The sequence below is a fragment of the Aliiroseovarius subalbicans genome (genome assembly GCF_022678625.1).
GTDB classification, from domain to species: domain Bacteria; phylum Pseudomonadota; class Alphaproteobacteria; order Rhodobacterales; family Rhodobacteraceae; genus Aliiroseovarius_A; species Aliiroseovarius_A subalbicans.
The window spans coordinates 272,023-288,233 of sequence record NZ_JALBYQ010000001.1 but is presented as its reverse complement, the minus strand read 5'-3'; the positions used below and the strand labels follow the sequence as shown (position 1 = coordinate 288,233).

Here is a 16,211-nt window from a genome sequence, read left to right as displayed (position 1 = left end):
ATTGCGCCCCCAAGCGCAAGGCGAATTCCGGGTTGAGAACAAATCACGAACACGCTAGGTTTCCCCATGCAACACCCGCCCCTGACCCGCCGCGCGCACCGTCCCAGTTCGGGCCAACCTTTTCTGGGCGCGCTGTCGCTGGCGCGCGGGCGGGTGCATGAGCTGATCGGCCCGGCGCGACACACGCTGGCGATGATGATCGCGGGCGCGATGCAGGGGCCGGTGTTCTGGGTGTCGCCTGATTGGGCCCCGGCGCAGCCCTATGGCCCCGGCATGGTGTCGTTCCTGGACCCCGGCCGCGTGACCTTCGTGCGCGCGGATCGGGCCGAGGACATCCTGTGGACTCTGGAGGAGGTGCTGCGCGCGGGCATCGTGCCCTTGATGGTGGGCGATCTGCCCGGCCCACCCGGCCTGACCCCGGTCCGGCGCATGCACCTGGCGGGCGAAGCCGGGGGCAAGCGCGGCGATGGCCGGGCGCTGGGGCTGATCCTGACGCCCGAAGGCGCGGCACAGGGCGTGGAAAGCCGCTGGCAGATGGCCCCGGACCATGCGCCGGGCGTGACCCGCTGGCGTCTGAACCGCCTGCGCGACCGGCAGGAGCCGCCGCGCGACTGGCAGGTGCTGCCCAAAGACGGCGGCTTTGCCGTGGCGCCCCCGCCTTCGGGGGCGCGCGGGCGCGCGGGCTGACGCCCGCGCGGAGGCAAGGTCCGAAAGGTCGTGGTCCTGGCCCCGTTCGGCGATCTAATTGCCTTTGGCGAGGATCTTTCCGGAGAGAAGAAAGGGGCATCTGCCCCCTTCCAGCTTACAGCGTCGCGTTCACACCGCCGCCGTCCAGCAGAATGTTCTGCCCGACGATGAAACCTGCATGGTGCGAGCACAGGAAGGCGCAGGTGGCGCCGAACTCTTCGATCGTGCCATAGCGCCGGGCCGGGATCGTCGCCTGACGCGCGGCGCGCGCCTCGTCCATCGTGATGCCCTGTTCGGTGCTCGCGCCCTTGTCCAGCGACGCCGCACGGTCAGTGTCATGCAGCCCCGGCAACAGGTTGTTGATCGTCACGCCCGAGGCCGCGATCTGGCGCGAGGTGCCAGCGACATAGCCGGTCAACCCGGTGCGCGCCGCATTGGACAGGCCCAGCACCGGGATCGGCGCCTTGACCGCCTGGCTGGTGATGTTCACCACCCGGCCCCAGCCACGCTCCATCATACCCGGCACCAGCGCCTTGATCAGCGCGATCGGGGTCAGCATGTTGGCGTCGAGGGCTGCGATGAAATCGTCCCGCTCCCAGTCCGTCCACAGACCCGGCGGCGGACCGCCTGCATTGTTGACCAGAATGTCCACCGCGCCAGCCGCCTGGAGCACGCGGGCGCGGCCCTCTTCGGTGGTGATGTCAGCGGCAATCGCGGTGACCTCGACGCCGAAATCGTTGCGGATCGCAGCGGCCGACGCTTCAAGCGCTTCGACGCCGCGGGCATTCATCACCAGGTTCACGCCTTCAGCGGCCAGTGCGCGGGCGCAACCCAGCCCCAACCCCTTGGAGGAGGCGCAGACAAGTGCGCGTTTTCCATTCAATCCCAGATCCATTTCGACCTCCCTGTCGTCCTGTGGTCCAAACGGGTTACCACCGGTTCGCCCCCGGGAAAAGACCGGTGATGCGATTCGACGCCGCCCCACGGCCCGGCGCAACAAAGCCGCTCCGCACCCTGCCCCCGTTCCCAAAAGGGAAACAGTTAAGCCAATTCCCCGTTCATTTGGCGCCCAAGCCTTTAGGGGATCGTTGACCAAGGCACCGCTGGTACCTATCCTTGTGCCACTGGTGGTGGGGTGTTTGCCGACAGGTCCGTGGGGGCGGATCGGGGCAAGCAGCCGGTTTTCATGATCGAAATCGAAGGTGCTGCCTATGTCATTTCAGAGCCTGACCTCTCCCCTACCCGTCCAAAACCTGACGGTCTATCCTGCGGACATGTTTCGCGTGATCCATGGGGTGAACGAAGGTGACGCGATCTGTGATGCGTCCGACCTGGTCATGGAAGACATCTATGAACTGTCCGATGCCGCCCATACCGGGCGCCTGGCGGTTGCCACCAAGGAAGAGACCGGAGAATTCATCATCGGCGCCGACAGTGAGCTGGGACAGTCCGGCGCACGGCTATTCCTGGACTGCCTGGTGACCTTCATGGGGCCGAACGGGTCGCATGACGAAGCCCTGGTGCTGGTCGAGGTCGATCCCGAAGGCGCCATTGCCGAAATCTATCTGCATGCTCTGACGCCGCTGCATGCGCGGGCCGGATATACGCTGGTGACCATCGACACCGGCGCCGCGCGCGAAAAGTTGGCAGAAAGCGCCTGTGTGTCCTTTACCGAAGGCACCCGCATCACCCTGGCGGATGGCCGCCAGATGCCGATCGAGCGATTGCAGGTCGGAGACCGGGTGCTGACGCGCGATTCTGGCCCGCAGGAAATCCGCTGGGTCGGGCACCAGACCGTACGCGCCACAGGGGCATTCGCGCCGATCCGCATCGCTGCGGGCGCGCTCAACAACGAACATGCCCTGACGCTGAGCCCAAACCACCGCCTGTTCATCTATCAACGCGTCGACGCGGTGAAAGCGGGGCGCAAGGAGGTGCTGGTCAAGGCGCGTCTGTTGGTCAACGGCACAACCGTGGTGCAATCCGAAGGCGGCTTCGTCGATTACTACCAACTGCTTTTTGACAAGCATGAGATAATCTATGCCGAGGGCATCGCCTCGGAGAGCCAGTTCATCGACACTGCCACCCGACCAGCCTTGCCCGAAGAGGTCAGTCGCCGGCTGCGCGCGGACACCAAGGCCAGCCATGGCGCGCGCGAGTTGCGCGAGGGGGATCTGCGTTCCTCGGACACCGTGGACCTGCTGCGGCGCGCGTCTGCCGCGCTGTAATCCGGCGGGGTCGCTGACGCGACGCTTGTTTGTTTGATGGGTGCAATCCTTCACGGCACGCTCTTTTTCACCCATCGCATATGCCGCAGACATTGCGGGCCGGCCCGCGCGGCGCTATATCGCGCCCATGTTGGATCAAGCTTCCCCGAACCGCCCCGACCTGCCCGCCGAGATTGCGCGGCGGCGCACCTTTGCGATCATTTCGCATCCGGATGCCGGTAAAACCACCCTGACGGAGAAATTCCTGCTCTATGGCGGCGCGATCCAGATGGCGGGTCAGGTCCGTGCCAAGGGCGAGGCCCGGCGCACCCGCTCGGACTTCATGCAGATGGAGAAGGACCGGGGGATTTCCGTGTCCGCCTCGGCGATGTCGTTCGATTTCGGCCCCTATCGGTTCAATCTGGTCGACACACCCGGCCACTCGGACTTTTCCGAAGACACCTATCGCACGCTGACCGCCGTGGACGCGGCGGTGATGGTGATCGACGGCGCGAAGGGCGTGGAAAGCCAGACGCAGAAACTGTTCGAAGTCTGCCGGCTGCGCGACCTGCCGATCCTGACCTTCTGTAACAAGATGGACCGCGAAAGCCGCGAAACATTCGATATCATTGACGAAATTCAGGAAAACCTGGCGATCGACGTGACCCCGGCCAGCTGGCCCATCGGGGTGGGCCGCGATTTCATGGGCTGTTACGACATGCTGCATGACCGGCTGGAGCTGATGGATCGCGCCGACCGGAACGTGGTGGCAGAAACGATATCAATCGACGGGCTGGACGACCCGAAACTGGACGAATTGATCCCGGACCACCTGGTCGCGCAGCTGCGGGAAGAGGTCGAGATGGCGAAAGAGCTGTTGCCCGCGCTGAACCCGCAGTCGGTGCTGGAAGGGCACATGACGCCGATCTGGTTCGGCTCGGCGATCAACAGCTTTGGCGTCAAGGAATTGATGGACGGGATTGCCGAGTTCGGCCCCGAGCCGCAGCCGCAAAACGCCCAGCCGCGCGCCGTGGCGCCCGAAGAAAAGAAGGTCGCGGGATTTGTGTTCAAGGTTCAGGCCAACATGGACCCGAAACACCGCGACCGCGTGGCCTTTGTCCGCCTTGCCTCAGGCCACTTCAAACGCGGCATGAAACTGACCCATGTGCGCACGAAAAAACCGATGGCGGTGTCGAACCCGGTGCTGTTCCTGGCGTCCGACCGCGAATTGGCTGAAGAAGCCTGGGCGGGCGACATCATCGGCATCCCGAACCACGGCCAACTGCGTATCGGCGACACGTTGACCGAGGGCGAGGCGATCCGCGTCACCGGCATCCCGTCCTTCGCGCCGGAGCTTTTGCAATCGGTGCGCGCGGGCGACCCGATGAAAGCCAAGCATCTGGAGAAAGCCTTGATGCAATTTGCTGAAGAGGGTGCCGCCAAGGTGTTCAAACCCAACATCGGATCGGGCTTCATCGTTGGCGTGGTCGGCCAGTTGCAATTCGAAGTGCTCGCCAGCCGGATCGAGATGGAATACGGACTGCCGGTGCGGTTCGAGGCAACCCAATTCACCAGCGCGCGCTGGGTGTCGGGCGACAAGGCAGACGTGGAAAAATTCGTGAACGTCAACAAGCAGCACATCGCCCATGACCATGACGGCGACGTTGTCTATATGACCCGCTTGCAATGGGACATCGACCGGATCGAACGCGACCATCCCGAGTTGAAGCTGACCGCAACGAAAGAGATGATGGTGTGAGCACTCCTGAACCCCGTTGTTTCGACTGCGCCGGACGCAAACAGCGCCTGTGTGCCCCTGACGGGCAGTTCGACGCCGCTTATCTGGCGCGCTCCTATCTGGACATGATCACCCTGCGCGAGACCGATGATGCCGCGGCGGATGCGCTGTTCTGGGCCTTCAATTGCCTGTCTGACATGCTGATCGATGATCCGGAGCGGGCCTTTCACGTCACGCTTTTGATGATCAACACGCTGGAAACACCGCTGCAGGCCTCGGTGGTGGCCTCGGGTCCGATGGAGGACCTGATCGCCGACACGGGCGCGGAGTTCATCGACCGGATCGAGGTTCTGGCCCGCCGTTCACCGCGGTTTCGATATGTGTTATCAGGGGTTTGGCCCCAGGGACAGGAAGGGCGCCCGATCTGGAACCGGGTTGAATCCGCCCGTGCGCCCGGCCCCGACATGGACAGCTCTGCCACCCTTCCCGCCGCCGATGGCGCATCGTTTCGGGATTGACCCGTCCGCTGCAAAACCGCGTGCTGCCCACCGGGGACATCGTCGCCATCCAAGCGCGCGGCACCTTCACTGGGAATCGCGGCGTGCTGCATCGGCCTGACAAGACGCTGGGCGTCTCACGCTGGAAACACCACGCCTGGATCATCTGCACGCTCACACACAAGGATTGGCACCGCGAGGTGATGACGCCGAACCGCTGGACCGAGCTGTTCTTTCTGGACGAAGCCACCGCGCTGGCGGCAGGGCATCGCCCTTGTGCCCTGTGCAGGCGCGCGGCCTACACCAGCTTTCGCGCGTTCTGGGGCGAGGGCGCATCGGCCCCCGAGATCGACCGCGTTCTGCACGCCGCCCGGATCGTGCCTGGCACCCGGGACCAGAAGCGGACCTTTGCCGCGCCTTCGGTTTTGCCGGACGGGGCCATGTGTTTGCACGGTGGGAAACCTCATCTGGCGCTGGCAGACGCCTTTCTGCCGTGGTCGCCCGACGGCTACGGCGCGCCGGAGCTGCGCGGAGACAGGGAATCCTCGGTCCTGACACCAAGCCCGACTCTGCGGGTTCTGGCGCAGGGATACCGCCCTGTTCTGCACCCCAGCGCGCTGGCTTTTTTCCCGGAATATCAACGGGGTTGAGATACATTTGCCCCGCGTTTCCGCTCATTGTTTCCGAACATGTGGCCATCATTGACCCGGTCCGGTTTTTTCTTTAGGGACGGGGCATCTGAAGGGGCGCGACTGCTGCGCTTGGCCAACCGGGCCTGCCTTCCCATACGTGCGGGCCACACGCGTCCGTGGAACACGGATATAAATGACCAAATTCTCTGACCTGAAGCTCAGCCCCAAAGTCCTGAAGGCCGTCGAAGAGACCGGCTATGACACCCCCACGCCGATCCAGGCCGGCGCCATTCCGCCCGCATTGGAAGGACGTGACGTCCTGGGCATCGCCCAGACAGGCACCGGCAAGACGGCCGCCTTTACCCTGCCGATGATTTCCATGCTGGCCCGTGGCCGCGCCCGTGCGCGCATGCCGCGCTCGCTGGTTCTGTGCCCGACGCGCGAACTGGCCGCCCAGGTTGCGGAAAACTTCGACACCTATGCCAAGAACGTGAAACTGACCAAGGCGCTGCTGATTGGCGGCGTCAGCTTCAAGGAACAGGATCAGCTGATCGACCGGGGCGTCGACGTTCTGATTGCCACACCCGGCCGTCTGCTGGACCATTTCGAACGCGGCAAGCTGTTGCTCACCGGCGTTCAGATCATGGTGGTGGACGAAGCCGACCGGATGCTCGACATGGGCTTCATCCCGGATATCGAACGCATTTTCGGCCTGGTGCCGTTCACGCGCCAGACCTTTTTCTTCTCGGCCACGATGGCGCCCGAGATTGAGCGGATTACCAACACGTTCCTGTCGAACCCGGCGCGGATCGAAGTGGCACGTCAGGCCACGACCTCCGAGACGATCACCCAGGGCGCGGTGATGTTCAAAGCCTCACGCCGCGACCGCGCGTCAACGGAGAAACGCAAACTGCTGCGCGCAATCATCGACAGCGAAGGCGAGGCCTGCACCAACGCGATCATCTTCTGCAACCGCAAGACGGATGTAGACATCGTTGCCAAGTCGTTGAAAAAATACGGATATAACGCAGAACCGATCCACGGTGACCTGGACCAGTCCAAGCGTATGGAGGTCCTTCAGGGATTCCGCGATGGAACAATCCGGTTCCTGTGTGCCTCGGACGTGGCCGCCCGCGGGCTGGACATTCCGAACGTGAGCCACGTGCTCAACTACGACGTACCGGGCCATGCCGAAGACTATGTGCACCGCATCGGCCGCACGGGTCGTGCCGGGCGCGAAGGCAAGGCGATCATGATCTGTGAGCCGCGCGACGAAAAGAACTATGACGCGGTCGAGCGCCTGATCGAACAGCAGATCCCGGTGTTGGAAAACCCGGTCACGCCGACCAGCCGCAGCGCTAAGCCGATAACCGAGACACACGCGCCTGAGCAGACCGAGAAGAAGAGCACAAACCGCTCGTCCTCCGCGCGCAGCCGCAAGCCCGCGCCGAAGCCCGAAGCTGCGGCACCGGTGACACCTGAGGCGAAGCCGGAAAGCAAGCCCGAGGCGAAACCCACGTCACAGTCGTCGCCCTCGCAGTCGTCGTCCTCGCGGTCCTCGTCATCACGCAGCCGCTCATCGCGCTCGTCAGGCGGTGGCAAGCAAGTCGTCGGCATGGGTGACCACATGCCCGGTTTCATCGCGCAAAGCTTTGAAGAACGCCGCGGCGACTGATCCCTGCAAATCACCCCTGCCCTGTCGCAACCCGCCCCGGCTGGGGGTAAGAATTTGTTATGCCCTTTGGCCGATACTGTCGCCAAGACAGCTGCCATGAAAGGGACGACAATGAACCAGAATCTGCCCGAGCGCCGCGCGCGCAAGCGCCAAAAGATCAGCAATCAGTGCGAACTGATCGTGGGCGCCGCGCATATTCCCGCGGAAATCGTCGATTTCTCGTTCGAGGGGTTTCGCTGCCGTGTCGCCTCAGACCTGTTGATTGGACAGGCCGACAAGGTCGAAGCGGTGAAGCTCGAAGGTCTGCCGGAAGTCAAACTCACCACATGTTGGAGCGGGGACGAGATGTTTGCCGCCACCTTCGTGGTATCTGAACAGGCCGGACGCATTGTCGCCGGGTTCCATGAACTGTTTGTGCCGCCGGACGACAATTAAGCCGTCCGGAGCATACGCAGTTACTCTAGGCGGCTGACCACCACGGTCACTTCTGGACGACGCCCCAGTTCATCCTGTGAGGACTTACGGGCGATGCGCTTCAGCTCTTCGCCCAGCTTGTCGTCATCGCGCAGGGTCTTGTCGGCGGCGCGCATCAGGAACTGACCCAGGTCTTCCTCCAGCACCTCGACAAGAGAGGCCCGGGATTTTCCGGTTTCCGGCAGGCCCATGATTTCAACCCAGGGTTCGCCCAAGGGCTCGTTGCCCTCGACGATCACGTTCACGATCACATGGCCGTTCAGGGCCAGGCGAATCCGGTCGCGCACAACCCCGTCCAGCGCACCAATCAGGATGTCGCCATCCAGATAGATACGGTCGGCCTCGACATGTTCCACAACATGTGGCGCCACGCCAGTCAGGTCACACATGGCGCCGTTGATCACGACCATTGAAGCTCTGCCCCCGGCCGTGGCCAGGCGCGCATGTTCGCGCAGGTGTCGGTGTTCACCGTGCATCGGAATGACAATCTCTGGGTTCAAAATCTTGTGGACCCGTTCAATATCGGGCCGGTTGGCGTGGCCCGATACGTGGTATTTGTCGTCCTCGGCGACGATATCCACGCCCATTTCCGAATAGGCGTTCATGATGCGGATCACCCCACGTTCATTGCCCGGAATGGTCTTGGAACTGAACAGGAAGGTGTCGCCCTCGGCCATCGACAGGCCCAGGTATTTGCCGCGCGACAGCTGCGCCGACGCCGCGCGCCGTTCGCCCTGCGACCCGGTCACGATCAGCATCAGGTTTTCGCGCGGAACATCGCGGGCGTCCTCGGGCGGGATCGTCGCTGGGAAGCCCGACGACAAGACGCCGGATTCAACACCCGCCTGGATCATGCGCCGCATCGAGCGACCCAGAAGGCAGACCGAGCGGCCCGCCGCCACGCCGGCCTCGGCCAGCTGCTTCACCCGTGCGACGTTCGAGGCAAACGTGGTCGCGGCCACCATACCCGGTTGATTTTGCAGAAGTTTCACCAGCTCCGGCCCAACTTCGGCTTCGCTGCGCCCAGGTTTGGTGCTGAACACATTGGTCGAATCGCAGATCAGCGCCTTGATGCGCGGCTTGGCGATCTCGGCCCACAAAGCGGGGTCGAACGCGTCCCCCAGCACCGGGGTTTCGTCCAGTTTGAAGTCGCCAGTATGCACCAGCCGCCCCGCCGGCGTGTCGATCACGAGGCCTGAGCTTTCGGGAATCGAATGCGACAGCGGCAGGAACGACACCTTGAAAGGTCCCGCGTCGATCACGTCCGGATACGGCTGCACCACGGTCACGTCGTTCGGGCTCTGCCCGGCCTCCTCCAACTTGCGCTTGGCGTGGTAGGCGGTGAAGGGCCGGGCATAGATCGGCGCGTTCAGACGATGCGCCAGACGGCCCACCGCGCCCACGTGATCTTCGTGCGCATGGGTGATGAAAATCGCCTCAAGCCGCTCGGCATTGTCCTCAAGCCAGGTCATGTCGGGCATGATCAGGTTCACCCCGGGCGAGGTATCCATGTCCGGAAACGTCACGCCCAGGTCCACCAGGATCAGGCGTTCCTTGCCCGGTTTGCCCCAGCCATAGACATAGGCGTTCATGCCAATTTCCCCGGCGCCGCCGAGGGGCAAGTAAATCAGTCTGTCACTGCTCATAAGTTATTGTTATCCTTGTTGTATTTATGAATGACCGTCAGGCCATGCATGGTCAGATCGTCCTCGAATTCGTCGAAGATCGCTTCGGTTTGCTGGAATAACGGCGCCAGCCCGCCCGTTCCGATAATTTTCATGGGCGCACCGTGTTCGCCCTTGATGCGTTGGCAGACCTCTTTGATCATACCGATATAGCCCCAGAAAACCCCCGACTGGATACAGGCCACCGTGTTGGTGCCGATCACAGATTGGGGTTTGGCAATGTCTACATGTGGTAGGGCGGCGGCGGCCATGTGCAGCGCTTCCAGCGACAGGTTCACCCCCGGTGCGATCACCCCTCCGATGTAAGCCCCGTCCGCGTCCACCACGTCAAACGTGGTCGCGGTGCCGAAATCGACCACGATCAGGTTACCGCCGTAATGGTTGAACCCGGCGACGGTGTTGACCAGCCGGTCCGGCCCCACTGCCGTGCCCTCATCCACACGCACGTCGACGGGCAGCAGACAATCGGGCTTGCCCACCACAAGCGGGCGACAGCCGAAGAACCGGTCGGCGAAGACACGCAGGTTGAAGACAACCCGCGGCACGGTCGAGGAGATGATCACGTCGGTGATCTCGACATCAATGCCATAGTGTTTGATCAGCGTGGAGTACCAGGTGAAATAAGCATCCGCCGTGCGCGCATGGTGGGTCGAGGTGCGCAGGGTGCACAGGAACTTCTCGCCGTCCCAGATGGAAAAGACCGTATTGGTGTTGCCGCAGTCGATGGCGAGGAGCATGGCAGCCTCCGTCAGAAAAAGATCTCGGCAGCCGGGATCACCTGGCGGCCTTGCGCGGTTAATAGGACAAGGTTGCCCTGGTCGTCCACCGTGTCAAATCGCCCTTCGGTGTCCGCCAGCGCGGTGCGGGCCGTGATGACCTCGCCCAAACGGGCGGCGCGGGCCAACCAGGCCTTGCGCACCGGGGCGAAGCCGTAGGTGGTGAACGCGGCCTCCCAACGCGCATAGGCAGGCGCCAGAAGGTCGAGGAAGTCTTCGGGTGTGACCCGCACACCGACTTCATCCATCAGGTTCACCGGCGTAACCGCGCCCGGTTCGACCTGGTCAGGGCGCGGGCTGGCGACAAGGTTCACGCCAATGCCGATGGCGATGTGGCTGACCCCTTGCCCGGCGCCAGCGCTTTCCAGCAGGATGCCCGCGACCTTGCCGCCGTTCAGAAGCACGTCGTTGGGCCATTTCAACGCAAAGGGTTCAGTGCGTCCGGTTGCGGCGACAAAGGCGTCAAACAGCGCGAGCGAGGCCACGAAACTGCGCAAGGCGACCTGCTGCGGTGGCTCAGCCGGGCGCATCACAAGGGTGGCGGTGAAGTTTCCGGGCGGGTTGATCCAGGCGCGGCCACGACGACCCCGGCCTGCGGTCTGTTCCAGTGCCAGGATCCATTCCGGCCCCATCAGGTCGGGCGCGATCCGCGCCGCTTCTGCGTTTGTGGATGTGACGCTGGGCAGCACGCGCCGCCCAACGCCAGAAGGCCAGTCAGTTGACAAGAGCTGCAGCAGCAGCGGCCGCCGCACCCTCGACACCGAACAGGTTCACCACGCCCAGCACCATGATCGCGGCCGATCCCATCAGAGCGGCCCAGGCGGCAGGCGACATCGGGGTTTCAAGCGCTTCGCCCTCGTCCCCGAAATACATGTAGTAAACCACGCGCAGGTAGTAGAACGCGCCGATCACCGAGGCGATCACGCCGCCCACGGCCAGCCAGGTCATGCCCGACTGGATCGCCGCGTTCAGCACCGCGTACTTGCCGAAGAAACCGACCATCGGCGGCACACCAGCCAGCGAGAACAGAAGCACAAGCATCGCCAGCGCCTTCAGCGGTTCCGCCTTGCCATATTGGTTCAGCGCGGCGATGTCGGTGACCGGTTTGCCGTCACGCTCCATCGACATGATGAAGGCAAAGGTGCCCACGTTCATGGTCAGATAGATCGCCATGTAGATCATCATCGCCTGCACGCCGAATTCCGACCCGGCGGCCAGACCCAGAAGGGCAAAGCCCATGTGCGCGATCGAGGAATAGGCCATCAGGCGTTTGATGTTGCTCTGCCCGATCGCGGCGATCGCCCCCAGGAACATCGAGGCCAGCGCCAGCAGCGCCACGATTTGTTGCCAGTCGCCCACCGCGTTGCCGAAAGCGTCGAACATGACGCGAGCAAACAGCGCCATCGCCGCCAGTTTCGGCGCGGTGGCAAAGAAGGCGGTGACCGGGGTCGGCGCGCCTTCGTAGACGTCCGGTGTCCACATGTGGAACGGCACCGCCGAGACCTTGAAGGCAAGACCCGACATCACGAAGGTCAGGCCGATCAGCATGCCCATACCGACGTGGCCGTCATTGGCCGCCTCGATGATGCCCGAGAACAGCGTCGTGCCCGCATAGCCGTAGGTGAGCGAGGCACCATAAAGCAGAAGGCCCGAGGACAGAGCGCCCAGAACGAAGTATTTCATCCCGGCTTCGGTCGATTTCACGCTGTCGCGGTTCAGGGATGCGACGACGTAGAGCGCGAGCGATTGCAGCTCAAGCCCCATGTAAAGCGCCATCAAGTCGCCCGCCGACACCATCATCATCATGCCGATGGTCGAAAGGGCGATCAGGATCGGGTATTCGAACCGGGCCAGCCCACGGCGCGCCATCGCATCCTGGCCCACGACCAGAACCGCGGCCGCGGCCAGCAGGATCGCGACCTTGGCAAAGCGCGCATAGGCGTCATCGACGAACATGCCGCCGAAGGCGACATTGCTGCCCTCGCCGCCCGCGATCATCAGGGCCAGCGCGGCCATCACACCCGCCGTGGCCCAAGTCAGCAACCCGGTCATCTTGTCCTTGCTGGTGTAGACCGCGAACAGCAGCGCCACCATCGCAAAGCAGGCAAGAAGGATCTCGGGCAAGACGATTTGGATATCAGAGCTCATGTTCCGGGCCCCCTTAATGCGTTGCCATCGCCATGCCCGCATCGGCGGGAACGGCGGCGTGGTAGTTGGTCAGAAGTGCCTCGACCGACGGGCCGATGATGTCGGTGATCAGGCTGGGATAGACCCCCAGCAGCAGCGTCATGAACACCAGCGGCGCAAAGATCGCACGTTCGCGGGGGGACATGTCGGTGATCGACTTCAGGCTTTCCTTGATCAGGTCGCCGAAGACGACGCGGCGATACAGGTAAAGCGCGTAAGCGGCCGAGAAGATGACGCCCGAGGTGGCGACGAGTGCCACCCAGGTGTTGGCCTTGAACATCCCGACCAAGGTCAGGAATTCGCCGACAAAGCCTGAGGTGCCCGGCAGGCCGACATTGGCCATGGTGAAGAACATGAAGATCAGCGCATAGGCCGGCATCCGGTTCGCAAGCCCGCCGTAGGCGTCGATCTCACGGGTATGCATGCGGTCATAGATCACGCCGACACAGAGGAAGAGCGCGCCCGAGATGAAGCCGTGCGACAGCATCTGGAAGATCGCGCCATCCACACCTTGTTGGTTGAGCGAGAAGATACCGGCGGTGACATACCCCATGTGGGCAACGGACGAATAGGCGATCAGCTTCTTCATGTCCTCCTGCACCAGGGCGACCAGCGAGGTGTAGACGATGGCGATGACGCTGATCCACAGCACGAAGTTCATCATCACATCCGCACCGGCTGGGAACATCGGCAGGCTGAAGCGCAGGAAGCCATAGCCACCCATCTTCAACAGGATCGCGGCCAGCACCACGGAACCCGCAGTCGGCGCCTGCACGTGCGCATCCGGCAACCAGGTGTGCACCGGCCACATCGGCATCTTCACCGCGAAGGACGCGAAGAAGGCCAGGAACAGAAGCGTCTGCGCGCCGCCGACAATCTGGATGCCCAGGATCGAGATCGTTTCGCTGTCGAACTTGTGTCCGGCCAGGTCCACGAAATCGGTGCCCACCTGCATCGCCATATAGATCATGGCAACCAGCATCAGGACCGAGCCTAGGAAGGTGTAGAGGAAGAACTTGAACGCCGCATAGATGCGTTCCTTGCCGCCCCAGATGCCGATGATCAGGAACATCGGGATCAGGCCTGCTTCGAAGAACAGGTAGAACAGGACCAGATCCAGCGCCATGAACACGCCCAGCATGAGCGTTTCAAGCAGCAGAAAGGCGATCATGTACTCTTTGACCCGTGTCTTCACGCCCCACGACGCCGCGATGGTCAGCGGCATCATGAAAGTGGTCAGCATGACGAACAGGACCGAAATCCCATCGACGCCCATCTTGTATTTCAGGCCCATGATCCAGGTCGCTTCTTCAACGAACTGGTATCCGGTGTCCGCCGGGTCGAACCCGGTAAGGATCAGGATCGAAAACAGGAAGGTCGCGGTGGTCGCGGCCAGGGCCAGCCATTTGGCATTGCGCTGCGCGGCAGCGTCATCGCCCCGCAGAAACAGCGCGAGAATGACTGCCGCAACCAGCGGCAGGAAGGTGATGATGGAGAGCAAATTGTTCATTAGTGCGCGCCCCCAAAGAGGGTCATGAGTGTGATGAGAGCAACGATCCCCAGGACCATCGCGAAGGCATAGGTGAAGACGAAGCCCGATTGAGCGCGCCCGGCCAGGCGGGTGAACCAGGGCACGATGCCCATCGCCACGCCGTTCAGGAAGCCGTCGATCACGTTCCCATCCCCGCGTTTCCACAAGAACCGGCCGATCGCGAAGGCGGGTTTCACGAAGACGAAGTCATAGATCTCGTCAAAGTACCATTTGTTGAGCAGGAACTTGTGCACATGCGGAACGGTCTCGGCCCATTTGCGCGGCATCGCCGGGTTCACGATATAGAACCAATAGGCGGTCAGGAACCCGATCACCATCGCAACGAAGGGGCTGACCTTGACCCAAGCCGGGGCATGGTGTGCGTCGTCGATCACGTGGTTGTCCGGGTGCATGAAGATCGCACCAGCGGGTGCCTCGCCATGATGTGCTGCGGCAACGGCGGCATGAGCAGGATCGGCCATCGTCGCGGCGTGATCTTCCTCGGTCTCGTGACCTTCGGTACCTGCATGGGCGTCGTCGGTGGCCGCGTGATCGTCGGTCGCCGCGCCATGGCCATCATCGGCCATCTCATGCGCTTCGATGCCGAACCAGGCGTTGACTTTGTGGTGGTCACCAAAGAACACGCCATACCAGAGCATGCCCGAGAACACCGCGCCAAGCGCCAGAACGCCCAGCGGGATCAGCATGACCATCGGGCTTTCATGCGCGTGCTCATGCGTGTGCTTGTCCCCGCGTGCCTCACCAAAGAAGGTCAGGAACATCAGGCGCCAGGAATAGAAGCTGGTGAACAGCGCCGCGATGACCAAGGCCCAGAAGGCAAAGCCCCCTTGCGTGCCGGCCCAGGCGCTTTCGATGATCGCGTCTTTCGACAGGAAGCCCGCGAAACCGATCGTTGTCAGCGGAATGCCGACACCGGTGATGGCCATCGTGCCGATCATCATCGCCCAGAACGTCTTGGGCATCTTGTGACGCAACCCGCCATAGTTCCGCATGTCCTGTTCGTGGTGCATGCCGTGGATGACCGATCCGGCCCCCAGGAACAGCATGGCCTTGAAAAAGGCGTGGGTGAACAGGTGGAACATGGCGACCGAATAGACGCCGACGCCTGCCGCCACGAACATATAGCCCAGCTGGGACATGGTCGAATAGGCGATGACGCGTTTGATGTCGTTCTGCACCAGGCCGATCGTGGCGGCCACAAAGGCCGTCGCGGCACCCAGCATCACGATGAAGCTCTGCGCCTCGGGGGCGTATTCCATCAGCGGCGACATGCGGCAGACCAGGAACACACCGGCGGTAACCATGGTGGCGGCGTGGATCAGCGCTGACACGGGCGTCGGGCCTTCCATCGCGTCCGGCAACCAAGTGTGCAGGAACAGCTGCGCCGACTTGCCCATCGCACCGACGAACAGAAGGAACGCCAGCAGGTTCGCAGCGTTCCAGTCGCGCCACAGGAAATGCAGCTCCATCTCGGCCAGCGCGGGCGCGGCGGCAAAGATGTCGTCGAAGCGGATGCTGTCGGTCAGGTAATACAGGCCAAAGATGCCAAGCGCGAAGCCGAAGTCCCCGACCCGGTTGACCACGAAAGCCTTGATCGCGGCGGCGTTGGCCGTGGGTTTCTTGTAGTAGAACCCGATCAGCAGATAGGACGCGACGCCCACGCCTTCCCAGCCAAAGAACATCTGCAAAAGGTTGTCCGCCGTCACCAGCATCAGCATGGTGAAGGTGAAGAACGACAGATAGGCAAAGAAGCGGGGGCGGTAGCTTTCGCCCTCGAACTGCGGATCATGGGCCATGTAGCCCATCGAATACATATGTACGAGGCTGGACACCGTGGTGACCACCACCAGCATGATCGCGGTCAGGCGGTCCAGGCGAATGGCCCAGTCGACCGACAGCGTGCCGGATTGAACCCAATCCAGGATGTGAACGGTCTGGGTGTGGCCATCGTGGCCCAGAAACACGACCCAGGACAGGAGCGCGGCCAGGAACAGCAGCCCCGTGGTCAAGGTTTGCGCGCCCTTGTCACCGATGAAGCGATGGCCGAAGCCCGCAATCAGCGCGCCGATCAGCGGGGCAAAGAGGATGATGCTTGCCATGT

General features: G+C 62.8%; 14 protein-coding genes. 7 read left to right on the top strand and 7 right to left on the bottom strand.

Annotated elements, in window-relative coordinates; genetic code table 11:
• Window positions 1-66 precede the first annotated feature (66 nt).
• Window positions 67-687, top strand: a complete 621-nt coding sequence (locus tag MN188_RS01425; RefSeq protein WP_242105013.1) for an ImuA family protein — start codon at window positions 67-69, stop codon at window positions 685-687.
• A 115-nt stretch (window positions 688-802) separates the two neighbouring features.
• On the opposite strand, the gene MN188_RS01420 is transcribed toward MN188_RS01425, so the two are convergent.
• Window positions 803-1,582 (bottom strand): SDR family oxidoreductase, encoded by a 780-nt coding sequence (locus MN188_RS01420; RefSeq protein WP_242105012.1) that lies wholly within the window; start codon window positions 1,580-1,582, stop codon window positions 803-805.
• A gap of 316 nt (window positions 1,583-1,898) precedes the next feature.
• Between MN188_RS01420 and MN188_RS01415 the strand changes: the two genes are divergently transcribed.
• From MN188_RS01415 to MN188_RS01390, 6 genes are all read left to right on the top strand, one after another.
• The gene (locus MN188_RS01415; protein WP_242105011.1) at window positions 1,899-2,915 is read left to right on the top strand and encodes a Hint domain-containing protein; all 1,017 of its coding nucleotides are present in this window, start codon (window positions 1,899-1,901) and stop codon (window positions 2,913-2,915) included.
• 127 nt (window positions 2,916-3,042) lie between these two features.
• Window positions 3,043-4,653, top strand: a complete 1,611-nt coding sequence (locus MN188_RS01410) for a peptide chain release factor 3 (protein WP_242105010.1) — start codon at window positions 3,043-3,045, stop codon at window positions 4,651-4,653.
• A complete protein-coding gene (locus MN188_RS01405) occupies window positions 4,650-5,150 on the top strand; it encodes a DUF6869 domain-containing protein (protein ID WP_242105009.1) in 501 nt (166 codons plus the stop codon). Before MN188_RS01410 ends, MN188_RS01405 begins: the two co-directional genes overlap by 4 nt.
• A complete protein-coding gene (locus MN188_RS01400) occupies window positions 5,147-5,779 on the top strand; it encodes a hypothetical protein (protein WP_242105008.1) in 633 nt (210 codons plus the stop codon). Before MN188_RS01405 ends, MN188_RS01400 begins: the two co-directional genes overlap by 4 nt.
• Window positions 5,780-5,954: 175 nt before the next feature.
• Window positions 5,955-7,436: a DEAD/DEAH box helicase gene (locus tag MN188_RS01395; protein ID WP_242105007.1), complete on the top strand. Its 1,482-nt coding sequence runs from the start codon at window positions 5,955-5,957 to the stop codon at window positions 7,434-7,436.
• Between the two features lie 66 nt (window positions 7,437-7,502).
• Window positions 7,503-7,871: a hypothetical protein gene (locus MN188_RS01390; protein WP_242105006.1), complete on the top strand. Its 369-nt coding sequence runs from the start codon at window positions 7,503-7,505 to the stop codon at window positions 7,869-7,871.
• A gap of 20 nt (window positions 7,872-7,891) precedes the next feature.
• Here the strand turns inward: MN188_RS01390 and MN188_RS01385 are convergent, their stop codons facing one another.
• The 6 genes from MN188_RS01385 to nuoL are packed head-to-tail and all read right to left on the bottom strand — an operon-like array spanning window position 7,892 to window position 16,209.
• Window positions 7,892-9,556 carry a ribonuclease J gene (locus MN188_RS01385; protein WP_242105005.1) on the bottom strand — a complete coding sequence of 555 codons (1,665 nt, stop codon included), beginning with the start codon at window positions 9,554-9,556 and terminating at the stop codon, window positions 7,892-7,894.
• Entirely contained in the window at window positions 9,553-10,332 is a 780-nt protein-coding gene (locus tag MN188_RS01380) for a type III pantothenate kinase (protein ID WP_242105004.1), read from the bottom strand. Before MN188_RS01380 ends, MN188_RS01385 begins: the two co-directional genes overlap by 4 nt.
• An 11-nt stretch (window positions 10,333-10,343) precedes the next feature.
• Window positions 10,344-11,060, bottom strand: coding sequence for a biotin--[acetyl-CoA-carboxylase] ligase (locus tag MN188_RS01375; protein WP_242105003.1), 717 nt, complete (start codon window positions 11,058-11,060; stop codon window positions 10,344-10,346).
• A gap of 25 nt (window positions 11,061-11,085) precedes the next feature.
• Complete coding sequence (gene nuoN, locus MN188_RS01370) at window positions 11,086-12,519, bottom strand: NADH-quinone oxidoreductase subunit NuoN (RefSeq protein WP_242105002.1); 1,434 nt, start codon at window positions 12,517-12,519, stop codon at window positions 11,086-11,088.
• A gap of 13 nt (window positions 12,520-12,532) precedes the next feature.
• Window positions 12,533-14,068, bottom strand: coding sequence for an NADH-quinone oxidoreductase subunit M (locus MN188_RS01365; RefSeq protein ID WP_242105001.1), 1,536 nt, complete (start codon window positions 14,066-14,068; stop codon window positions 12,533-12,535).
• A complete protein-coding gene (gene nuoL / locus MN188_RS01360; protein WP_242105000.1) occupies window positions 14,068-16,209 on the bottom strand; it encodes an NADH-quinone oxidoreductase subunit L in 2,142 nt (713 codons plus the stop codon). Before nuoL ends, MN188_RS01365 begins: the two co-directional genes overlap by 1 nt.
• Window positions 16,210-16,211: the final 2 nt, after the last annotated feature.